This window comes from Duganella radicis (assembly GCF_009720825.1).
Lineage (GTDB): Bacteria > Pseudomonadota > Gammaproteobacteria > Burkholderiales > Burkholderiaceae_D > Rugamonas > Rugamonas radicis.
In genome coordinates, this window is the sequence record NZ_WNKY01000002.1 from 138,104 (window position 1) to 159,426 (window position 21,323).

Annotated in this window: 17 protein-coding genes; 5 read left to right on the forward strand and 12 right to left on the reverse strand. The window is 62.6% G+C overall.

Annotated features, from left to right (window positions below):
• Positions 1-1,890 carry a DUF3857 domain-containing transglutaminase family protein gene (locus GM676_RS03820; RefSeq protein WP_155462066.1) on the forward strand — a complete coding sequence of 630 codons (1,890 nt, stop codon included), beginning with the start codon at positions 1-3 and terminating at the stop codon, positions 1,888-1,890.
• A gap of 121 nt (positions 1,891-2,011) precedes the next feature.
• Positions 2,012-3,211, forward strand: coding sequence for an acyltransferase family protein (locus tag GM676_RS03825; RefSeq protein ID WP_155462067.1), 1,200 nt, complete (start codon positions 2,012-2,014; stop codon positions 3,209-3,211).
• On the opposite strand, the gene GM676_RS03830 is transcribed toward GM676_RS03825, so the two are convergent.
• A complete protein-coding gene (locus GM676_RS03830; RefSeq protein WP_155462068.1) occupies positions 3,147-5,555 on the reverse strand; it encodes a penicillin acylase family protein in 2,409 nt (802 codons plus the stop codon). The two genes, GM676_RS03825 and GM676_RS03830, sit on opposite strands and share 65 nt — an antisense overlap.
• A gap of 71 nt (positions 5,556-5,626) precedes the next feature.
• Positions 5,627-6,565 carry a bifunctional helix-turn-helix transcriptional regulator/GNAT family N-acetyltransferase gene (locus GM676_RS03835; protein WP_155462069.1) on the reverse strand — a complete coding sequence of 313 codons (939 nt, stop codon included), beginning with the start codon at positions 6,563-6,565 and terminating at the stop codon, positions 5,627-5,629.
• Positions 6,566-6,669: 104 nt separating this feature from the next.
• On the opposite strand from GM676_RS03835, the gene GM676_RS03840 reads away from it, so the two are divergent.
• The 3 genes from GM676_RS03840 to GM676_RS03850 all read left to right on the forward strand — a co-directional run bounded on the left by GM676_RS03840 (position 6,670) and on the right by GM676_RS03850 (position 7,991).
• Entirely contained in the window at positions 6,670-7,173 is a 504-nt protein-coding gene (locus tag GM676_RS03840) for a GAF domain-containing protein (protein ID WP_155462070.1), read from the forward strand.
• Positions 7,166-7,591 carry a DNA-binding transcriptional response regulator gene (locus GM676_RS03845; protein WP_155462071.1) on the forward strand — a complete coding sequence of 142 codons (426 nt, stop codon included), beginning with the start codon at positions 7,166-7,168 and terminating at the stop codon, positions 7,589-7,591. Before GM676_RS03840 ends, GM676_RS03845 begins: the two co-directional genes overlap by 8 nt.
• 70 nt (positions 7,592-7,661) lie before the next feature.
• A complete protein-coding gene (locus GM676_RS03850; RefSeq protein ID WP_155462072.1) occupies positions 7,662-7,991 on the forward strand; it encodes a four-helix bundle copper-binding protein in 330 nt (109 codons plus the stop codon).
• 9 nt (positions 7,992-8,000) lie between these two features.
• Here GM676_RS03850 and GM676_RS03855 read toward each other — a convergent pair whose 3' ends face one another.
• The 10 genes from GM676_RS03855 to GM676_RS03900 form a co-directional block, all read right to left on the reverse strand.
• On the reverse strand, positions 8,001-8,939 hold the full coding sequence (locus tag GM676_RS03855; RefSeq protein WP_155462073.1) for a LysR family transcriptional regulator: 939 nt from the start codon (positions 8,937-8,939) through the stop codon (positions 8,001-8,003).
• Positions 8,940-8,995: 56 nt separating this feature from the next.
• Positions 8,996-9,937, reverse strand: a complete 942-nt coding sequence (locus GM676_RS03860) for a glycoside hydrolase family 43 protein (RefSeq protein ID WP_155462223.1) — start codon at positions 9,935-9,937, stop codon at positions 8,996-8,998.
• Positions 9,938-9,973: 36 nt separating this feature from the next.
• On the reverse strand, positions 9,974-10,951 hold the full coding sequence (gene yjfF, locus GM676_RS03865; RefSeq protein ID WP_229262524.1) for a galactofuranose ABC transporter, permease protein YjfF: 978 nt from the start codon (positions 10,949-10,951) through the stop codon (positions 9,974-9,976).
• 5 nt (positions 10,952-10,956) lie between these two features.
• On the reverse strand, positions 10,957-11,988 hold the full coding sequence (locus GM676_RS03870) for an ABC transporter permease (protein ID WP_211923149.1): 1,032 nt from the start codon (positions 11,986-11,988) through the stop codon (positions 10,957-10,959).
• A 52-nt stretch (positions 11,989-12,040) separates the two neighbouring features.
• A complete protein-coding gene (locus GM676_RS03875; RefSeq protein ID WP_155462076.1) occupies positions 12,041-13,630 on the reverse strand; it encodes a sugar ABC transporter ATP-binding protein in 1,590 nt (529 codons plus the stop codon).
• 5 nt (positions 13,631-13,635) lie between these two features.
• Positions 13,636-14,592: an ABC transporter substrate-binding protein gene (locus GM676_RS03880; protein ID WP_155462077.1), complete on the reverse strand. Its 957-nt coding sequence runs from the start codon at positions 14,590-14,592 to the stop codon at positions 13,636-13,638.
• A 112-nt stretch (positions 14,593-14,704) separates the two neighbouring features.
• Positions 14,705-17,188: a glycoside hydrolase family 127 protein gene (locus GM676_RS03885; protein ID WP_155462078.1), complete on the reverse strand. Its 2,484-nt coding sequence runs from the start codon at positions 17,186-17,188 to the stop codon at positions 14,705-14,707.
• Positions 17,188-18,201 (reverse strand): arabinan endo-1,5-alpha-L-arabinosidase, encoded by a 1,014-nt coding sequence (locus tag GM676_RS03890; RefSeq protein WP_155462079.1) that lies wholly within the window; start codon positions 18,199-18,201, stop codon positions 17,188-17,190. Before GM676_RS03890 ends, GM676_RS03885 begins: the two co-directional genes overlap by 1 nt.
• Positions 18,202-18,214: 13 nt before the next feature.
• Positions 18,215-19,777: a glycoside hydrolase family 43 protein gene (locus GM676_RS03895; RefSeq protein WP_155462080.1), complete on the reverse strand. Its 1,563-nt coding sequence runs from the start codon at positions 19,775-19,777 to the stop codon at positions 18,215-18,217.
• 4 nt (positions 19,778-19,781) lie between these two features.
• On the reverse strand, positions 19,782-21,323 hold the full coding sequence (locus tag GM676_RS03900; RefSeq protein WP_155462081.1) for an alpha-N-arabinofuranosidase: 1,542 nt from the start codon (positions 21,321-21,323) through the stop codon (positions 19,782-19,784).

Sequence of the window (21,323 nt, forward strand, 5' to 3'; positions counted from 1 at the left end):
ATGAAAATAAAGTTTATCGCGGCCCTGTGCGCCGCCGCCCTGTTTTCCACGCACGCCGGTGCAGCCGACGATGGCACCGACCTCTCCGTCAGCATCCTGAAGAACCTCCAGCACTTTGTGGTCCAGCGTGACGGCGGCTACAGCCAGACCGAAGAATATCTAGTGCAGTTGAACGAGCAGCGCGCTGTCGCCGCAGAGGCCCAGCGCCAGTTTCACTTCAATCGTACGCTGGAGGAGGTCGACATCCTGGAAGCCTATACCGAAAAGCCCGATGGCCGCCGCATCCCGGTGCAGCCGGAGCAAATCAGGCTGCAACAGGAAGCGGCATACAACGGTGCGCCGATGTTCCAGGACATGCAGATCAAGGCCGTGATCTATCCCGACGTCGCGGTCGGCGACAAGCTGTACTCGAAAATGCGCAAAACCCGCCGCAGCGCGCTGTTTGGCGGGCAGTTCTACGACACCACCTATCCGCAATACTATCCCACCCAACAACTGACGCTGATCTACGACCTGCCCTCCGACATGCGGCTCAAGGCGGACGAACTGGGCTTCAAGGCGCAAACGCCAGAGCGGCACGAGGGCCGCACCGTCTATCGCTGGGACTACACGCCCGCCGACACTCCCCGCCTTGAATTCGACGCCGTCAGTTATGCTGACTTTGGCCGGCACCTGGTGGTATCCACCTTCGACGACTACCGCGACATCGGCCTGGCGTACGACGTGGCATCCAGGGCGGCAGCCGCCACCACGCCCGCCATCGAGGCCAAGGCGCGCGAATTGGTTCACGGGCTGAGTGCCCCGCGCGACAAGGCGCGTGCCATCGGCAACTGGGTCCGCACCAACATCCGCTATGTCGCGGTGTACATCGGTAATGGCGGGCGCGAACCGCACAGCGCGGAATCGGTGCTGGAAAATCGCTACGGCGACTGCAAGGACCACGTCGTGCTGATGGAAGCCCTGCTGAGTGCCGTCGGCATCGACAGCACCCCGGCGCTGATCAGCGCCGGCAACGCCTACAAGCTCCCCCCGGTTGCCAGCATGGAGCCGTTCAACCACGTCATCAACTACATTCCATCGCTGGACCTGTACATTGACACCACGGCCGACAATCTCAGCGTCGGCTACCTGCCATTCTGGGATCTGGACAAACAGGTGATCCTGACCCGGACCGGCCAGATGGGGCATACGCCGACTTCCCAGCCGAACAAGATCAAGAACCAGTACGCCGTGCAAATTGGCGCGGACGGCTCGGCGCAGTTCAAATTCACGCGCAACAATCTGGGCGCGTTGGACGAAGAAATTCGTACCGAACAGCGCAACTGGAATACCAACGACAGGGAGCGCTTCGTCGAAAGCCTGCTGAAATCAGTGGGTATTAAAGGCAGCGGCACCGTCGAACTGGGCGATCTTGACAGCGCCGCGGACGGCAAAGGTTATCGCTACACCCTGCGCGGCAAAGGCGAAAACTGGGTCTACCTGCCGGGCACCATCGGCATTCCCGCATCCAGCAGTCTGTATGCCGGATTGTCGGACCAGGTATTCAGGCTGACCAACGAAGTGGCGCGCACCCAGCCCTTCATCTGTCCCGACAACGACTACGAAGAACAAGCCGAGTACCAATTCCCGGACAACGCCAAACTGCTGGCGGTGCCGCTCGACGTCAACATCAGCAGCCCTTACTTCCAATATCACGCCAGATTCCGCCAAACCGGCGGCAAACTGGTGATCGACCGCAGCTTCAAGAGCGGCAAGGCGGGCAGCAAAGTCTGTACGCCACAAGACCACAAGGCGATGCAGGCCGACATCAGGAGAATGGTGCGCGACCTGCGCAGCCAGTTCATTCTGCAAGTGCCGGACGTCGCGGGCACGCCGGTGGCGGCAAACTAGCAGCCATGGCGCCGGCAACGTCCGGCTTCCGGCTCGCCCCACGCCGCGCCCATTTCGCCCCACGGCGATGGACGCTCGCGCGGGCCGCCGCTAATCTGGCTCCATCAACAAGGAGCCAACAATGAACAACAACCGCCTCTACTTCCTCGACTGGATACGCATCTTCGCGTTCTTCGTCCTGATCTTCTACCACACCGGCATGTACTACGTGACATGGGACTGGCATGTGAAAAGTCCCGACGCCAGCCATGCCATCGAACCGCTGATGATCCTCTCGTCGCCATGGCGTCTCGGCCTGCTGTTCATGATCTCCGGCGTGGCGACCGCCTTCATGCTGAAGAAAATCCGCGTCGGCGCGCTGCTCCGGCAGCGCAGCTGGCGGTTGCTGGTGCCGCTCATCTTCGGCATGTTCGTGATCGTGCCGCCACAGGCATATTTTGAAGTGGTGGAAAAAGTGGCCTACCAGGGCGGCTACGGCGACTTCATGCGCCTATACCTCGCCCGCTATCACGGCTTCTGCCGCGGCGACGACTGCCTGATCATGCCGACCTGGAATCACCTGTGGTTCGTGGCCTACCTGTGGGTCTACACCATGATCGGCGGCTTGATTGTGTGGCTGCTGGGCGCGCGCTTCACCGCCGTTTCGGACACATTGGGTCGTTTGCTAAGCGGCTGGCGCATCGTGGTGCTGCCGGTCGCCGTGCTGGCCCTGGCACGCTTCACGCTGGCCGACCGTTTCGAAGCCACGCACGCCCTGGTCGACGACTGGTACAACCATGCGCAGTACTTCTTCCTGTTCGCGCTGGGCGCACTGCTGGCGATGCAAAATCAGGTCTGGGCCAAGGTGGAAGCGCTGCGCTTCACCAGCCTTGGCCTGTGGCTCGCCAGTTGGGCGCTGATCGTCTGCTATTGGTCGATCCCCGAAGCGATGGCCAACACGCCGGAAGTGCAGCAATGGAAGCCGCTATTCCGAACCATCTATTGCATCTGCCAGTGGGCGCCGATCCTGACCGTGTGCGGTTTCGGGCGCCGCCACCTGAACTTCGACAGTGCCAAGCGCCGCTACCTGACCGAAGCCGTGTTCCCGGTCTACATCCTGCACCAGACGCTGATCGTCTGCATGGCGCACTGGATGAAGCCTATCAAACTGGCACCCGGCATCGAAGGCGTGTTCCTGATCGTGCTCACCTTCGCCATCAGCTTCGGGGTGTTTGAAGTGGTGCGCCGCATCGGCGTGCTGCGCCCACTGTTCGGGCTTACTTCACAAAAGTCAGCGTATGCCGCGCAGGCCCCGGCAGCAGCGGCGATGCCCGCCCGGTAACCCAGTCCGTGCGGCCATCCAGGAAGTAAGGCGACAACGGATGGCCGCTCTGCCCCGCCGGCATGTTGAAAATGCCCTGCTCTTCATGACCTGGCGACACGGTCAGGCGTTCCGACTGGCCGAAGGTCGGGCCGGACACGCGCGGCATGTGCTGGTCGCCCGGCAGCATGTCCGGCGCCACTTTCAGGTACTTGCCCAGTACTGGAATCGCCGAGGCCATTGGATGCGCGCTGGCCGCCGTGTTGCGCTGGCCCCAGGTGGCGGCCGACAATGGCTGGCCATCCTTGGTCAGATCCTTGATCACCCGATCCATCGCCGCCACCTGCAAGGACTTCCAATCCGGATACTGCGGCGGCAGCCAGGCCGCCGGCTGCTGGTCCAGCAGACGCGCCAGCACCACCGGCCAGCGCGAGCTCACCGAGGCCATGGTCGATTTTGGATCGATCTTCGCCAGTTCGCCGTTCGCGCTTTCATACATGATGTCGTACACCGCGTACATGAAGCCGCGCGTGATGCGGTAGCCAACCGAGTCCACGTCCGCCTTGCCGCTCCAGCTATCCTTCAACAGTTTCAAGGCTTCGGCGCGCTGGGCGTTGCCGGCGACGGCCTTGGCGTCCAGCGCGGCGATGGCGCGCTCGCGCCATGTGGTCAGGAATACGGCGCGGTCATCGAGGCCGATGGCGTAGACTTTTTTCACATCCGTTTTCGGGCCAAGCGCGGCCAGATCGTCGCGCACCTGATGCGTGCGGGCGCCGAGATCGAAGCCGCCGTCGCCGATCAGCTGCGCGCCGCCACCCGCCAGTTGGCGGCTGTTGGCGGTGCCAAGATGGCCGTGCTCCGGGTTCACCACTTTCGGATACTCTTCCGGCGACAGCCAGCCTTGCCACACGCCGGCCGCGTCGTCGACGCTCATCGGATAAGTCGAGGCCAGGCCAGCTTGCGCGCGGCGCGGCAGCGGGCCGGCGATGGTCCAGCCGATATTGCCCTTATCGTCGCCGCCGACAAAATTCTGCGCCGGGATGCCCAGCGTCGGCGCAATCGCCAGCGCCTGTTCCAGCGTCTCGGCCATTTCCAGTTTGCCGGCGTTGAAATTGACCGCTCCTGGCAGATGGGCCGTCCAGTGCAGCGCATAGCTGCGGCCCTGCGTTTCGCGGATCGGGCCGAGCGAGGTTTCGCGCACCATCAGTTTGACGGCCGCCGCGCCTTTAATCAGGATGGTTTCTTCATGCACTACCGGCGTTTCCCATCCGGCTTGCGTACGCACCTGGTCCGGTTTGGAGGCGTCGGTTTCCAGCGCGATGAAGTCCATGTAATCGCCGTAGCTGTTGGTGAAGCCCCAGGCCACATGGCCGTTACTGCCGACCACCACGAACGGCGTGCCCGGCAAGGTCACGCCCACCATGCGGCGCTGGCCGCCCTTCCCGTCCGGGAATTGCAGCGCGGCGCGATACCAGGTGTTGGGCAGCTGGATGCCGAGGTGCATATCGTCGGCGACAATCGCGGCGCCGGTATCCGTGCGGCTGCCGGCGACGGCCCAGTTGTTGCTGCCCACGGTGTTGACGAATTCGGCGGCGGCCACCTTGGCCGGCGCCGGCGCGTCGGCCGCTTTCGGCTTGCCCCACCATGCCGGCGGCGCGGCCGGGATCACGGCATCAACGGCGGCGATGGTTTGCGCATCGAGCGGCGCATCCCATGGCGTGGACTCCGGCGCGAGGAAGGCGCGCTGCTCTTCGGTCGCGTGTTCCTTGAACCAGCCACGCGCCAGTTCGCGCGGTTCCTGACTACCTTGCAAATCGAAGTACATGGCCCAGATCACCAGCATGGTGTCGGATGGCGACCACGCGCGCGGCGGCAGGCCAACCAGCGCATATTCAAACGGCTTGGCACTCAGGGCATTCAGGCCATCGTTGACGCCGGCGACGTAGCGGTCCAGCAGCGCGCGGTCGGCGGCCGGCATGGCCTTGATCGCCAGTTCGGCGCGGGCGCGGAAACGGTGCAGGCGATGTGACTTATCGAGCGGCAGCGCACGTTCGCCAAACAGCTCGGACAACTCGCCTGCCGCCACGCGGCGCAGCAAATCCATCTGGAAGAAGCGCTCCTGCGCGTGCACGAAGCCGGTGGCATACGCCACGTCGCCGCGACTGCCGCCGCTGATGACCGGCACACCGTGTTCATCGCGCGCCACGCTGGCCGTGGTTTCCAGTCCCACCGCCTGGCGTGAGCCTTCGAGCTGCGCCAGGCTGCCGCGCAAATACAGCCACGCCGCGGCAATCACCAACAACAGCAAGGCCACGGCAGCAATCAATATCCGCTTCGACCATACCAGCACTCCGTTTTTCCGCATACCATCCCCGTGATAGAAAATCATTAAGTTGGCAATACTGCCAGAGAGACGGGGCGTGGGCAATCAACTGCTTACAGATCGAGCTCCCAGGTTTCGTTGACCATGTCCTTGCCGAAGGCATGTACCGGTTCTTCGTCCACCAGCACGTACCCCTTGTTCTGGTAAATGTGGCGTGCTTCCTTTTGCTGGTCGGTGGTCCACAGCCGCATCTTGCGGTAGCCGGCGGCGCGCGCAAAGCGGTGGCATTCGTCCACCAGCCGCGTGCCAAGGCCATAGCCGCGCGCCTGCTCTTCCACCAGCAGCAGACGCAGTTTGCCGACGCCCTCTTCGCCGCTGCGCGCCAGCGCAATGGAGCCGACCGGCTGGCCGTTCATTTCGGCGATCCAGCAGTGCTCCAGCGCCGGATCGAAGTCACGTTCGAAGTCGGCGCAAATCTGGCCGACCAGCGTTTCGAAGCTGCGATCCCATCCCTGCTGGGTCGCGTAAATATCGCCGTGGCGGCGCGTGATCCACGCCATGTCGCCGGGACGGTGGGCGCGCAGCACAAACGGCTGGGCATATTTCAGGCCACTCTCCGCATCGAGCAGTTGGCGGATGGTGCGCATCGCGTCCAGCATGCGCAGTTGATCCGCCTCCTCGAAACGCGACAGCATGTCGCCGACTTCCTCACGCGAGCGGCGGTCCAGCGGCTCGTAGACGGCGCGGCCGTGCTTCGTCAGATGCAGCAGCTTGGCGCGGCCGTCGGTGGGCGATGGCACTTTGCCGACCAGCCCCGCGCTTTCGAACTTGGCGATGATGCGGCTCAGGTAACCGCGATCCAGTCCCAGATCGCGGCATAGCGCGGCGGATGGCTGGTCGCCGTGGTGCGCCAGTTCGTACAGCACGCGCATTTCAGTCAACGTGAATTCACTGTGCAGCAGGCCCTCGCGCAGCACGCCGATCTGGCGGGTGAAAAATCGGTTGAACGAACGGACCGCCGCGACGCGGTCGTTGAAAACGGGGACAGGCATGGGTACTCCGGCAAATTTGATGACTGAGTCAACATTGTATCGCATTGCCGATAGTGTTAGAGTGGGAATAACACGACTACGCGGCCATCGCGCCGTCTCTTGCCATGTTAGCTGCGCCGATACCCGATAACGACAAGGAACGCCTCGCGGCCCTGCGCGCGATGCTGATCCTCGACACGCCACCAGAGGAACGTCTCGACAAGGTGGCGCAATTCGCGGCGCATGAATTCGACGTGCCGATCGCGCTAATCTCGTTGATCGACGAAAACCGCCAGTGGTTCAAGGCACGTGTGGGGCTGGACGTGTGCGAGACCGGACGCGATGTGTCGTTCTGCGCCCACGCCATCCTGCAACCGGATATCTTTGTGCTCCCCGACTCGCGCGCCGACGAGCGTTTTGCCGATAACCCGCTGGTCACCGGGCCGCCGCACGTCATCTTCTATGCTGGCGCACCGCTGGCCATGCCGTCCGGTTACACGATCGGCACCCTGTGCCTGATCGACCACAAGCCGCGCCAGCTCGACGCCACCGAACTGGCCATCCTGTCCTCGCTGCGCGATTTACTGGTAGAGGAATTGACCAACCCGGCGGAGGCGCCACATGGCTGACGTGCCGCAGGGTCAACTCAACATGCTGCTGGTGGAAGAGCAAAACCTGCTGCGCAAAACCGTCTCGCTGACGGCGCGCTCACTGGGGCTGGGCACGGTGCACGAGGCGGCCAACCTGCAAACCGCCGAGCGGCTGCTGCGCGAGCGGGCTTTTCAGGGCGCGGTGATATCCATCGACTGCGGCGTCAGCGGCGGCTGTCTTTACAACCTCACCCTGCTGGACAAAGTCCGCAACGGCCTGTCCGCCAGCCCGGCCACCATCCCGATCGCCGTCATGGTCGATCAAGCCACGACAGCGCTGATGCACGAGCTGCGCGAACGCCAGGTCAACCGCGTCATCCTCAAACCCTTCCGCGCCAAAATCCTGTTGGAAGCATTCGAGTCCTTCGGCGGCACGCCGCCACCGGCCCAAAGATAGGCAACGCACGGACCCCGGCCACCTCCGCGCCTAGCATGAACATTTTCACGCCAGCGAACGGGGAGCCGAAATGGATCAGATACCAGACATGCAGGACTGCATAGACGCCTGCACCAACTGCCACCAGGCCTGCCTGGAGACAGCACTGCGCCACTGCCTGCAAATGGGCGGCAGACACGTCGCGCCGGAACACTTCCGCCTGATGATGGACTGCGCCGCCATCTGCCAGGCATCAGCCAACCTGCAACTCAGCGGTTCGCCCTACAGCGCGCGGCTTTGCGCGCTATGCGCCGACATTTGCCATGACTGCGCGCTCAGTTGCCGCGACCTGGACGAGATGGAAGAATGCGTCCGCGCCTGCGAAGCCTGCGAAAAAACCTGCCGCGAAATGGCGGCATAAATAGCTGTTTTAGTAAATCTCGCGCGCCACTTCGCGCACGGATTTGAGCAGCAGTTCGGCGCCCGGGGACAGGATATGGCCATCCACGGTGATGATGCCGAAAGCATCCATCCGGCACGGCAGTTCGATCGGCAAAATGTTGAGCACACCCTGCGATTCGTAGTACTTGGCCACCGCCACCGGCATCACGTTCAGCGCGTCGGTCTGCTGCAACAGCGGCTTAATCAGCAGCACGGCCGTGGTGTCGACCACATTGATCGGCACTTCCAGCCCGGCGCGGCGGAACATCAACTCGCAGCGTGCGCGCAGGATGGAGCCTTGCGGCGGCAAGATCCACGGCTGGTTGGCGATGTCGCGCAGTTGCAGGTTTTTGGACTTGAGCAGCGGATGCCCGGCGCGCACCACCGCGCACGCAGGTTCGTCGCCCAACTCCTCGTAGCTCAGGCCTTCGGCGCTTTCGCGCTCCGGAATGCGGCCGATCATGAAGTCCAGCCGGCCGCGTTGCAACTGCTCCAGCAGCACGTTGGACTGCTCCATCTCGACGCCGATGCGCAACTTGGGCGCGGCCTGCTTGGTACGCGTGATGGCCTGCGGCAGCAGCGCGATCCCCGGCGTCATGATGGTGCCGATGTCCACCTGCCCGGTCAGCCCGGCCTTGATGGCGACGATGTCCTCGTGCGCCAGCGAGAGGCTGGTCAGCGCCATGCGGGCGTGACGGATCATGGTTTCGCCGTAAATGGTCGGCTCCATGCCGCGCGGCAGCCGGTCGAACAGCTGCACGCCCAACATCTCCTCCAGATCCTTGAGCTGCTTGGACGCGGCGGGTTGCGTCATGTGCAGTTCTTCGGATGCACGGTGGATGTTGCGTTGTTCGTCCAGCGCGATCAGCAGCAGCAGCTGGCGCGTTTTCAGGCGCGCGCGCAGAAACCAGTTCGGGTTAGTATCCATAGTTTGATGATATCACGTTCGATATTGAATTCGTAACAATACCGTTGTTTTCGATATCACTTGCAAGCAGCACTCGGATTGGCCGCAGGGCCTTCCTTGGTCTGCTTGATAAACGGGATGGTGCCGTCGGCGTTGTACGCAAACTCCTCCACCGCTACCGAACGACGATACTCGCCGCCACCCGGCAGTTTGGCGTTGTGGTAGAAGATGTAGTTCTTGCCGTTGAACGCAATGATGGCCTGGTGGATGGTCTTCACCTTGGCGTTCTTGGACATGATCACGCCCTGGTACTTCCATGGGCCGGTCGCGGTCGGGCCGGTCATGTACGCGGTCTCCTCAGGGAATTCACGGGAGTACGACAGGTAGTACGTGCCGTTATGCTTGTGCAGGTAAGAGGCCTCGGTGAAGCGCTCCACGCCCACGGTGTGAACCGGGCCATCCAGTTCGGTCATGTTCGGCTTCAGCTTGGCCCACTTCAGCACCGAGTTGCCCCAGTAGAGGTAAGCCTGGCCATCGTCGTCCTGGAAGATCGCCGGATCGATATCGTCCCAGGCGATGTTGGTTTCCAGGGTCATGTCGTTGGTGACGAGCGCCGAACCGCGCGCATCCACGAACGGGCCTTCCGGCTTGTCGGAAACGGCGACGCCGATGGCGCGGCCCGGAATGGTGGCGTGATCGACGGTGGCGTAGAAGTAGTACTTGCCATCGCGCTTGGTGATGTCGGCAGCCCAGGCATCCACTTTGCCGATGGCCCACTTGAAGGCCGATGGCGCCAGCGGCGAGCCGCGGTCGGTCCAGTTCTTCATGTCGCAGCTGCTGTAGACGCGCCACTCCTTCATCACATAGTCCTTGTCGGTCGCCGTGGCCTGATCGTGGCCGACGTACAGGTACACGGTGCCGTTGTCGACCAGGGCCGCCGGATCGGCGGTGAACAGTTTAGGGAATAGCGGATTGGCCGCTTGCGCGGCGCAAGCCAGCAGGCTCGCCGCAGCGAACATCAGACTTTTTTTCAAGGTAATCTCTCCAGTGTTTAATTATTTTTTTGTTCCGCGCAGCGACATCAAGCGCTGTACCACGCAGAAGATGAACAGCAAGCCGCCAATGACAATCTTGGTCCACCACGAGCTAAGCGTGCCATCGAAGGCGATCAGCGTCTGAATGGAGCCCAGCACCAGCACGCCGGTCAGCGCACCGGCCACGTAGCCGTAGCCGCCACTCAGCAGCGTGCCGCCGATGACCACCGCCGCAATCGCATCCAGCTCGGTGCCCTGCGCATGCAGCCCGTAACCGGACAGCATGTAGAACGAGAACAGCACGCCGGCCAAGGCGGCGCAGAAGCCGCTGAAGGCGTAGATCAGCACCTTGGTGCGCGCCACGCGAAGGCCCATCATCAACGCCGATTGTTCGTTGCCGCCGATGGCGTAGATGGCGCGACCGAACGGGGTGCAGTGCGCAACGTAGATGGCGCCCGCCAGCGTGACCAGCGCGATCAGCGCGCCCGGCGAGATGAAGCAGTCGCCAATCGGCAGCTGCGTTTGCGACAGCGCGACGAAGAACGAGTCTTCGATGGTGATCGAGTTAATGCTGATCAGATAGCACAGACCGCGCGCCAGGAACATGCCGGCCAGCGTGACGATGAACGGTTGCAGTTTGAAGTAGTGGATCATCGCGCCCATGGCGGCGCCGAACACGGTGCCCACCGCCAGCGCGACGGCGATCACCAGCAGCGGGTTCCAGTGCCAGGTTTGCAGCATGTAGGCGCAGATCATGGTGGTCAGCGCCAGCACCGAGCCGACCGACAGGTCGATGCCGCCGGACAGGATGACGAAGCTCATGCCGACCGCGATCACCAGCAGGAAGGCGTTGTCGATCAGGAGGTTGAACATCACCTGTAGCGACAGGAAGCCCGGATAGGCGGCGCCGCCCGCGCCCAGCAGAACCGCCAGCAGCAGCACGGTGATCAGGGGCGTGAAGTATGGCGATGCGGCGATCGAAGGCCGTGGAAGATTCATGGTGCTCATTGGGTCTTGCCTCCGCGGGCGCCAGGGAAAGCGCGGCGCCACATGGTTTTGAATTCCGCCGACTGCGACACGCAGATCACAAACACGACGACCGATTTGACCACCATGTTGACTTCCGGCGGCAGGCCGATGGAGTAGATGGTGTAGGTCAGCGTCTGGATGATCAGCGCGCCGATCACGCTGCCGGCCAGGCTGAATTTGCCGCCGGCCAGCGAGGTGCCGCCCAACGTGACGGCCAGGATGGCGTCCAGTTCCAGCAGCAGGCCGGCGTTGTTGGCGTCCGCGCTCTTGATGTTGGAGGTGATCATCAGACCGGCCACGCCGGCGCAGGCCGCACAGAACACGTAGACGAAGAAGATCAGCGACGCGGTCTTCAAGCCAGCCAGCCGAGCGGCGACCGGGTTAATGCCGACCGACTGGATGAACAGGCCAAGCGCGGTTTTACGCAGCAGCAGCGCGGTGACGATGAACACGGCCGCCACGATGAACAGCGAGAACGGCAAGCCAAGCAGGTAGCCGCTGCCGAGGAAGAAGAACGGTTGGTAGTAGACGGTGATGATCTGGCCATCGGTGAACAACTGCGCCAGGCCGCGCCCCGCCACCATCAGGATCAGGGTGGCGACGATGGGTTGCAGGCCCAGGCCTGCCACCAGCGCGCCATTCCACGCGCCGCACAGCAGCGCGGCCCCCATGGCGGCGGCCAGCGCCATCCACATCGGGGTGTTGGCCACGTATTCCGGCGTGCCGTTGTTCATGACCATGGTGCCGCCGATCAGCATCGCGGCCACGGTGCCGCTGATGGCGACGGTGGCGCCGACCGAGATGTCGATGCCGCGCGTGGCGATCACCAGCGTCATGCCGATGGCCGCCAGGATCAGCGGCGCGGCGCGGTTGGCGATGTCGATCAGGCTGCCGTACAGGTGGCCGTCCTTGATCTCAAGGTGAAAGAAGCCGGGGATCATGATCAAGTCGATCAACAGCAGGATCGCCAGCGCGGCCAGCGGACGGAATAGAGGGTGTTGCAGCATGGCGGTATTTCGCTTGGTTGTCGTTGCGTTGCCCAGCGGCGCGGCGGAGGCGTTATGCATGCTGGTCTCCCGCCGCGATCACGTGCAGCACGGTGGTTTCGTCCAGCGCACCGCGCGGGTATTCGCCGCCGGCTTTGCGGTCGCGCATGACGACGATGCGGTCGCTCACGCGCAGCACTTCGGGCAGTTCGGACGAGATGAACAGGATGGACATGCCTTTCTTGCACAGGGCGGAGACGTAGTCCATGATTTCCTGCTTGGCGCGCACGTCGATGCCGCGCGTCGGTTCGTCCAGGATCAGCAGTTTGGGATCGGTGACCAGCCAGCGCGCCAGCAGCACTTTTTGCTGGTTGCCGCCGGAGAGTGAGCCGATCGGCGTTTCGATGCTGGCGGTTTTGATACCGAGCGCTTTCACGTATTCTTCCGCCAGTTGTTGCTGGCGTTTGAGCGGAATGGCCCGCATCATGCCGCTGCGGGCCTGCAGGGCGAGAATCAGGTTTTCGCGCACCGACAGGTCGAGCACCGCGCCTTCCAGTTTGCGGTCTTCGGAGCAGAAGCCGATGCCGGCGGCGATGGCGTCGCGCGGCGTGGCGAAGGTTTGTTCTTTGCCGTCGATGGTGATGGAGCCGCTGTCGGCTTTGTCGGCGCCGAACAGCAGGCGCGCAGCCTCGGTGCGGCCGGAGCCCAGCAGGCCGGCAAGGCCCAGCAGCTCGCCCTCGCGGATTTCCAGATCCATCGGCGTGAGCGCGCCCTTGCGGCCCAGACCCACGGCGCGCAGGAAGGCCTTGAAGCGTCCCTCGCCCCCCGCCGCGCCACCAGCCGAAGCGGCTGATTGCCCGCCGCCGACGTCACCCGGCGCAGCGGCATCGCCAGCGGGGCTGGCGGCTACCGGGATGGAGGCCGGCGCGCCGACCATCTTGTTGACCAGCTCAACGCGCGACAGGTCGGCGGCGAGGTATTCCCCTTCCCGCTCGCCATTGCGCATCACGGTGATACGGTCCGAAATCGCGTACGTCTGATCAAGGAAGTGCGTCACAAACAGAATCGCCATGCCCTGCTCGCGCAGGCCGCGCAATACGCTGAACAGCAAATCCACTTCCTTCTCATCCAGCGAGGAAGTCGGCTCGTCCAGAATCAGCACCTTGGCCGACACCAGCAGTGAACGCGAAATCGCCACCATCTGCTGGATCGCCAGCGGATAGTGCGCCAGCGGCAGCGTCACATCGATCCGGATCTGCATGCGCTCCAGCAGCTCGGTGGCCTGCTTCGCCATGCCGGCCCAATCGATGCGCCCCAGCTTGCGCGGATAACGCCCGATGAAAATATTCTCTGCCACCGACAGATTCGGGCAGAGATTCACTTCCTGATAAACAGTGCTGATGCCATGGTTCTGCGCATCCAGCGTGGACTGCGGCTGAATCGACTGCCCGGCCAGCACAATCTGACCGGCATCCGGCGTGTACACGCCAGTCAGCACCTTGATCAAAGTCGACTTGCCGGCGCCGTTCTGGCCCATCAGCGTGTGGACTTCACCAGGATACAAATTGAGCGACACGCCGTTCAAGGCCTGCACTCCGGTGAAGGCCTTGCTGATGCCACGCAGCTCCAGCACAGGCGCCGGAGCGGAAGAAGTAATCGTCATCGCTATCAGTATTTACGGTTCGGGAATTCCTTGGCCGCGACTTCAGCCGGGAACACGCCCTCTTGCGTCACAACGCGCTTAGGTACAGGCTTGCCGGCGACAACGTCTTTGGCGATCTGCATCAGCTGAGGGCCGAGCAGCGGATTGCACTCCACCGTTACATTCAGCTTACCGGCGATCATGGCTTCAAACGCGCCCTTCACGCCGTCGATCGAAATCACCAAAATGTCCTTGCCTGGTTTCAGGCCCGCTTCCTCGATGGCCTGGATCGCGCCGATAGCCATGTCATCGTTGTGCGCATACAGCACATTGATCTTCTTGCCTTCGGCTTTCAGGAAGGCTTCCATCACTTCCTTGCCCTTGGCGCGGGTGAAGTCACCGGTCTGCGAACGAAGCACCTTCAGCTTCGGATTGCCGGCGATGACTTCCTCGAAGCCCTTCTTGCGGTCCAGCGCAGGCGCGGAGCCCACGGTGCCTTGCAGCTCAACGATATTCAAAACGGCATCAGGGGTTTTCTTCTGGCGCTCCACCAGCCAGCGGCCGGCGCGGCGGCCTTCTTCCACGAAGTCCGAACCCAGGAAACTCACGTACAACGAAGGATCGCTGACATTCACCGCGCGGTCGGTCAGGATCACCGGGATGTTGGCGCGCTTGGCTTCACGCAGCACCGTATCCCAGCCCGATTCCACCACCGGCGAGAACGCAATCACGTCCACGCGCTGGGCGATGAAGGAGCGGATGGCCTTGACCTGATTTTCCTGCTTCTGCTGGGCGTCCGCGAACTTGAGGGTGATGCCTTCTTTTTTGGCGGCGTCCTTGACCGAAACAGTGTTCGCGGTGCGCCATTCGCTTTCGGCGCCGACCTGCGAGAAGCCGATGACCAGCGGCTTGGCGGCGAATGCCGGCGCGCTCAGGGTGATGGCGGCGGCCAGTGCGGACGCCAGAACGGTTCTACGATTCATGGTGAGGTCTCCTGATAAGTTTTTTATCGTGTTCTTTTCGGATTAATACTATGAGAAACACAAATATCTATCCAATGATATTTTCAGATCCTGCAATATCAATTTCGATATGTCAGCGCAGCAGGCGCAGGCCATACAGGCCGCCGGCCACCGAGCCATCCCTTGCGACAAACCTGATTACCAGCTTGCCGGCACTGGCTGCGCCTGCGGGAATCGGGTAATCGCGGGTATAGAACTCCTGCAGCGCACTGGCGTCCAGACGCACTTCGGCCAGCAGCTGGCCGTTGATCAGGATATCGAAACGGCGGCCAGCATCCTGTTTTGAATATGTCAGCCGCAGCACATGCGCCTCGCCTTTTTTATCGGTCAGATCGTAGCTGAACCAGCCGGTCGCGTGGCGCCAGTGTCGGCCTTTGTTGACGCCCGCATCCGCGCCTTCGGCCTTGAAGAAGTGGTCGGACTCCGGCTGCTGCTCGCCCGGCGCCACCTGATCGATGGTCTGGGCGTCCAGCGCGAGGCGTTCTTTTTCGTCTTCGGCGGCTTTGGCACGGCGTTCGACCAGCTCGCCCGGCGTGGAGTACGGCCAGTAGACCACGTAGCGCGCATCGTGCACGCGGAAGAACGGCACGAAGGTGGTGGGGCCGGACTGCGCGGCCTGCACCAGTCCCGGCGCGGTAAAGGTCAGCGGCCGGCCGGGCACCGGGCGGAAGCGACCGGCGAAGGCGGCGTTCTCGCTCACCAGCACCGGCGCCTGCTCCAGCGGACATACCGGGCCGCTGGCGATGTGGCCCATGCGGCTGTCGTCGGCCAGGTAGTTGGGCTGCTCGCCAGGGAATGGATTGGTCTTCGCCGCCAGCACCACGGGGCCGTGCAGCACGGCGTAGTACGCCGATTTGTCGGGCATCTGCTCAAGGCGGGTTTTCATCGGCAGCTGGATCTCGACCTTGTCGCCGTCGCGCCATGCACGGCGCACGTTGACGTAGCGGTCGGCGCCGATGGCGGCAGCCACCTGTTTGCCGTTGACGCTGACGCGCAAGGCGCCCTGCTCCACCCATTCCGGATAGCGGATTTTCAGCGTGAAGGTCTTATTGCCCTTGACGGTGATGGTGCTGCGGTCTTCATCCGGGAAGCGGTTGGACTGGCGAATTTGCACGCCCTGCTCGCGCCAGTCCAGCGTGGACGGGATGAACAGGTTGACATACAGGTTGTCGCCGCGATGGGCGTAGATGAATTCTCCGTACTTGGCGTGGCTTTCAAGGCCGGAGCCGACGCAGCACCACATGGCTTTCTGCGGCTGCGAGTAGACGCGGTAATGGTTGGGCCGCATCGGCGTGAAGTAGACGAAACCACCGCTGTCCGGGTGCTGCGACGACAGGATGTGGTTGTACAACGCACGCTCGTAGTAGTCGGCGTAGCTGCCTTTGGCGTCACCGGTGAACAGCAGTTCGGTGAGCTTGAGCATATTGTAGGTGTTGCAGGTCTCCGGGCCCTCCACTTCCTCGATCATGGAGGTGTAGTCTTTATCGCTGTGGAAGTGCTCTCTCACGCTATTGCCGCCGATGGCCACGGTGCGGTGGTCATGGACGGTCTGCCAGAAGAAGGCGGCGGCTTTTTGCCAGTCTTTGCGCGACGTGATGTCGCCGATGCGCTTGAAGCCGATGACTTTCGGGATTTGCGTGTTGGCGTGCAGGCCGGTGAGCTGGTCTTTGTTCTCTTCCAGCGGCTTGAGGATGGCCTGATGCGAGAAGCGAATGGCCAGTTCCATGTATTTCTGTTGGCCGGTCATATGGGCGACGTCGGCCAGCACTTCGTTCATGCCGCCGTGTTCCGCGCGCAGCATGGATTGCATCTGCTCTTCGCTCAGGTGCGAAGTCAGCTCCAGCGTCCAGTCGCACAGGGCGATCAGCATGGTGCGGGCTTGCTCATTGCCGGCGTAAGTGTAGGCGTCGCGCAGGCCGGCGTAGGTTTTGTGGAGGTTGTACCAAGGGACCCATTTGCCGTTGACCGAGAAGTTGTCGGCGTGGAGTTTGCCTTCGGCGATGTCCTTCCATGCGGCCGCGCCACCAGGGACGCCACCGATATAGCCGTTGCCGTTGGCTTGCTGGCAGAGATTGAGTTCTTCAACGAAGTAGTTCAGGCGCTTGCGGACTTCGTTGTCGCCGGTGGCGGCGACCATCAGGGCCAGCGCGGAGAGGTAGTGGCCACCCATGTGGCCATCGAGGCCGGAGGATTCCCAGTTGCCGTAGGTGGGCTGCTTGAGCGGCAGGCCGGCTTCGCGCAGGAATGGGGCCAGCAAGCGGTCGGCGTCCAGCGACAGGATGTAGCGCAGGTCGGTTTGTTGGGCCTCCAGGAAGGGGCTCGGCCCGAGGCGCACGGCGTTCAGCGGGAATAGCGACACAGGGCCGTCGGCGGGCGATGCCGCGCTGGCCGCGCCGACAGCTCCGGCAGCGACCGCGCCGGCCGTCGATGCACCGCTCACGGCTTTGCCGGACGCGAGGGCACCATGCGAAGCGACTGTCGCTGCCGCTCCCGCCGCCAGCTTGATCGCGCCGCGGCGGGACAGCCGTTGCGAGGCGATGGACACGCGGGCAGCCATTATTTCGCCGGCAGCTGATTGCTGCGGTATTTGTTGAGGTCTGCCTGCTCGACGGTCGGCCAGCCGGCGGCGTCAAATTTCATTTCCATGATTTTCAGCTTTTGCAGGTAGTTGTCGGCCGTCTCGTAGGCGTGCAACACGAGATAGTCCTTGCCGTCCATGGTGTAGGCGCTGTTGTGGCCCAGGCCTTTCCAGTCCTTGTCGCCGGCGATCAACAGCGAGCCGCCGCCTTTCATCATGTCGACGCCGTTCTTGTCGACATACGGTCCGGTGATCTCTTTCGAACGGCCCACCACCACATGGTAGGTGCTATCGCCCTTGCGGCAGCAAAGGCCGAACGATGCGAACAGATAGTAATATTCGCCCTTCTTGAAGATGTATGGCGCCTCGATCTCACCGGCACCGGCCTGCTCGCCCGCGCCGGACGCGCCATGGGTGCGGCTGGCGATCGCGTGCCACTCCTGTGGTTCCGCCAGGCCAGTCCACGCCTTATTGAGCTTGACGAGTTTCAGCCCGCTCCAGAAGGAGCCGAACGACATCCACGCATTGCCCTTGCCATCTTCAATCACATTCGGATCGATGGCGTTCCAGTCATCGCGGTTAGGCACCGACTGGAGCACCATCCCCTTGTCCTCCCACTTGTAGTCAGGCGAACGAGGATTCAGCGTTTTATTGACGGTGACGCCGATGCCCGACGTGTTCTTGCCAAAGCCCGAAACGGAATAATACAAATAGTATTGACCATTATGGAACTGGATGTCCGGCGCCCAGATATGGTCGTCAAACGTCGGCGCGGCCTTCTTCGCCCACACCGGCTGGCCCTTGAACACACGGCCTTCCGGCGTCCAGTTCTTCATATCCTTCGAGCTGTAGAAAGTGATACCCGGCCCCGTGCTGAACACGTAGTAAGTATCACCCTCCTTGGCCATCACCGGATCATGCACGCTGACTTCCTTGGCCGTGCAGCCAACGGTAGCCAGCGCCAACGCCACCATCGATAAAACATACTTCATTGCGAACCTCTTGTCAGTTGCCGGTACGCGCGCCCCAGATGGACACGCCGTCCACCGATTGCGCCGTCCACGTCACCACAAACGCGCCGGCGTTGGTATTCCACTGGCGCGACAACACGCCAGCGAAGGTCCCGGTCGCGCCGAGCGAAATGGTGATCTTGTTGCTGCCGTCGTGCTTCCACGTACCCGACGCCGAGCCGGACACCGTACCATCCGCCGCCAGCACCACATTCTGCGAAGCCTTGATGGCGGTCGAGATGTCCTTGCCGTGGTTGATCATCTTGTACGAGCCCGCCGCATCGGCCGCCGTCACCTCGGCCGACAACGTCGTCGCGTTCTTGCTGAGCGGCGCGTAGCGGAACGGCGACACCACCGGCCAGCCATCGGCATTGATGAACATCTCGTGCACGCGCACCTGATGCAGTTCACCCGTGCCCGGGAAGCGGGTATGGAAGATCAGGAAGTACTGCCCGGTCGAGGCTTCGTAGTAAGCCGAGTTGTGGCCCGGCGATACATAGCCCAGCGGCGTGCCGGTTTCGCCGGCCGCCAGCGCGAACTGGTGGTTGCCCATGATCTTCTGGCCGTACGGCGCGATGCTGGCATCGTCAAACAGCGGCAGCGCGGGATTCGACTTGACGTTGGCCATGTCGTTGCCCTTGGCGTCCAGATACGGACCATCCGGTTTCAGCGAACGCGCTACGCGCATGTTGTACGCGCCATTGGCATCCAGCCCGCCAAAGGACGTGAACAGGTAGTAGTACTTCGACTGTGGGCTGTACAGCACATACGCGCCTTCGATGCGGCTGTGGTTACCGCCCATCAGGTGCTTGCCGTAGCTCTGCCCCGGCTTCTGCAAGCCGGTGGTGGTGTCCATCTCCAGGATGAAGATGCCGCCCGAGTACGAGCCGTAGATCATCCACAGCTTGCCGCTCTGGTCGAAGAAGGTGTTCGGGTCCACCACGTTCGGCATGGTCAGCGCGTCGTAGATGGTGACGCCATCTTCGCCCGGGCCGCCCCAGTTGCCCGACTTGAGCAGGATCTGCTTGTTGACGTACGGGCCTTCCACCTTGTCCGCCACCGCGAGACCCAGCGCCGAGCGCGGGGAGTCGCCTTTGCACGAGCAGTAGTAGTGATAGAACTTGCCATCGGCAAGCTTCACCACGTCCGGCGCCCACAGGTCGGTGACCTGCGCCCAGGCGAAGGTATCGGCCAGCGAGGTCACCACGTTGTTGAACAGCGGATTGGCGGCGTTGACGCCGTCGGCGATCTTGGTCCAGTTCATCAGGTCCGTCGACTTGGCCGCGGCCAGGTGCGAGCCGAATACGTAGAACGTGCCGTCCACCTTGATGACGGACGGGTCGTGGACCGACACGTCGGCGAACGTGACGCTCGTTGGCGTCGGCGTCGGGGTTGGCGTCGGCGTCGGGGTTGGCGTTGGCGTCGGAGTTGGAGTTGGCGTTGGCGCCGGGGTAGGCGTCGCCGTCGTGCCGCCACCGCCACCGCCGCAACCTGCCAACACCAGAGCTACGCCGCCGGCGGTAATTACCTTGCGGCGCTTCATCTTGATCTCTTCCATGTGCTTACTCCACTGCCACTACGATTACGGCCTTGGCCGGCACTTTGACGGTCAGCTTGCCATCGGCGCCAGCGGCGGCGCTGAACGGCGCAGGCTTGATCGCTTGCGGCGAGGCGAAGGTGTTATGCGCATCCATTGCGGCGGCGGTCAGCACGCGGCCTTTCACTGCTTTCACAGTCTGGCCCGGAACATTCAGCGCCACATCGGCAGGCTTGTTCGGATTGGTGTTAACCAGCGCCAAATACAGCTTGCCGTCAGTGCCACGTGCGGCCGATGCGCTGACCTCAGGCACCTTCACATTGCCAACGCTGTAGTCAGGATTATCCTTGAGCGTAATCGGCAGCGAGGTCGCGCCCTGGAACGGCACATACATCTGGTACGCGTAGTAGGTCGGCGTCAGGATCATCTTGTCCTTGTCGGTGATGATCATCGCTTGCAGCACGTTGACCATCTGCGCGATATTGGTCATGCGCACGCGGTCGGCGTGGGCGTGGAAGATGTTGAAGTTGAGCGCGGCGACCACCGCATCGCGCAGAGTGTTCTGCTGGAACAGGAAGCCCGGATTGGTGCCCTTCTCAACGTCATACCAGGTGCCCCACTCGTCCACGAACAGGCCCAGTTTCTTCTCAGGGTCATGCTTGTCCATGGCGGCGGTGTTCTTGCGGATATGGTCATCCATGCGCAAGGTGTTGGACACGGTGGAAATCCATTCGTTTTCCTGGAATCCGGTGGAGGCGCCCTTCACTTCCCATTTGCCGGTTGGCAGAGTGTAGTAGTGGAAGCTGATGCCGCTGGTTTGTTTTTTCAGCTCCTTGCTCAGCACATCGGTCCAGGTCAGATCGTTGTCATTGCCGCCGCTGGCGATAATTTTAGGACGATACTGTTGCGGTGCGCGCAGGAAGGTCTCGACTTGCTTGTACAGGTCCGAGTAGTACTGCGGGCTCATATTGCCGCCACAGCCCCACGCCTCGTTACCGACGGCGAAGTAAGCCACCTTGAACGGCTTGTCGTGGCCATTCTTGCGACGCAGGTTGGCCAGCGTGGACTTGCTGTCGGAGGTCATGTACTCGACCCACTCCGACATCTCTTGCGCGCTGCCGGTACCCAGGTTGCCGTTGACGTAGGCGTCCGCGCCCAGCAGGTCGACCAGATCGAAGAATTCGTGCGTGCCGACGGCGTTGGATTCATCCACGCCGCCCCAGTTGGTGTTGACCTTGACCGGACGCTTCTCGCGCGGGCCAATGCCATCGCGCCAGTGGTATTCATCGGCGAAGCAGCCGCCCGGCCAGCGCACCAGCGGCACCTTGATGTCTTTCAGCGCGCCGACCACGTCGTTGCGCCAGCCCTTGGTGTTAGGGATTTTCGATTTCGGACCGACCCAGATACCTTCATAGATACCAGTGCCAAGGTGCTCGGCGAACTGGCCGTACACGTCCTTGTTGATCACGGCGCCTGGTTTGGCGGCATCGATGGTCAGTTCGGCCGCGAATACGCCGCCAGAGGCCAACATGCACAGCGCGAGTACGCCACGTTTGATTGGATTCAT

What these genes read in the sequence shown, in the direction of transcription:
- GM676_RS03820 (WP_155462066.1), top strand. Translation starts at nt 1, where the DNA reads ATGAAAATAAAGTTTATCGCGGCCCTGTGCGCCGCCGCCCTGTTTTCC.
- GM676_RS03845 (WP_155462071.1), top strand. Translation starts at nt 7,166, where the DNA reads ATGGCTGACGTGCCGCAGGGTCAACTCAACATGCTGCTGGTGGAAGAG.
- GM676_RS03895 (WP_155462080.1), bottom strand. Translation starts at nt 19,777, where the DNA reads ATGGAAGAGATCAAGATGAAGCGCCGCAAGGTAATTACCGCCGGCGGC.
- GM676_RS03880 (WP_155462077.1), bottom strand. Translation starts at nt 14,592, where the DNA reads ATGAATCGTAGAACCGTTCTGGCGTCCGCACTGGCCGCCGCCATCACC.
- GM676_RS03875 (WP_155462076.1), bottom strand. Translation starts at nt 13,630, where the DNA reads ATGACGATTACTTCTTCCGCTCCGGCGCCTGTGCTGGAGCTGCGTGGC.
- GM676_RS03860 (WP_155462223.1), bottom strand. Translation starts at nt 9,937, where the DNA reads ATGTTCGCTGCGGCGAGCCTGCTGGCTTGCGCCGCGCAAGCGGCCAAT.
- GM676_RS03825 (WP_155462067.1), top strand. Translation starts at nt 2,012, where the DNA reads ATGAACAACAACCGCCTCTACTTCCTCGACTGGATACGCATCTTCGCG.
- GM676_RS03830 (WP_155462068.1), bottom strand. Translation starts at nt 5,555, where the DNA reads ATGCGGAAAAACGGAGTGCTGGTATGGTCGAAGCGGATATTGATTGCT.
- yjfF (WP_229262524.1), bottom strand. Translation starts at nt 10,951, where the DNA reads ATGAATCTTCCACGGCCTTCGATCGCCGCATCGCCATACTTCACGCCC.
- GM676_RS03835 (WP_155462069.1), bottom strand. Translation starts at nt 6,565, where the DNA reads ATGCCTGTCCCCGTTTTCAACGACCGCGTCGCGGCGGTCCGTTCGTTC.
- GM676_RS03850 (WP_155462072.1), top strand. Translation starts at nt 7,662, where the DNA reads ATGGATCAGATACCAGACATGCAGGACTGCATAGACGCCTGCACCAAC.
- GM676_RS03900 (WP_155462081.1), bottom strand. Translation starts at nt 21,323, where the DNA reads ATGAATCCAATCAAACGTGGCGTACTCGCGCTGTGCATGTTGGCCTCT.
- GM676_RS03890 (WP_155462079.1), bottom strand. Translation starts at nt 18,201, where the DNA reads ATGAAGTATGTTTTATCGATGGTGGCGTTGGCGCTGGCTACCGTTGGC.
- GM676_RS03855 (WP_155462073.1), bottom strand. Translation starts at nt 8,939, where the DNA reads ATGGATACTAACCCGAACTGGTTTCTGCGCGCGCGCCTGAAAACGCGC.
- GM676_RS03885 (WP_155462078.1), bottom strand. Translation starts at nt 17,188, where the DNA reads ATGGCTGCCCGCGTGTCCATCGCCTCGCAACGGCTGTCCCGCCGCGGC.
- GM676_RS03870 (WP_211923149.1), bottom strand. Translation starts at nt 11,988, where the DNA reads ATGCTGCAACACCCTCTATTCCGTCCGCTGGCCGCGCTGGCGATCCTG.
- GM676_RS03840 (WP_155462070.1), top strand. Translation starts at nt 6,670, where the DNA reads ATGTTAGCTGCGCCGATACCCGATAACGACAAGGAACGCCTCGCGGCC.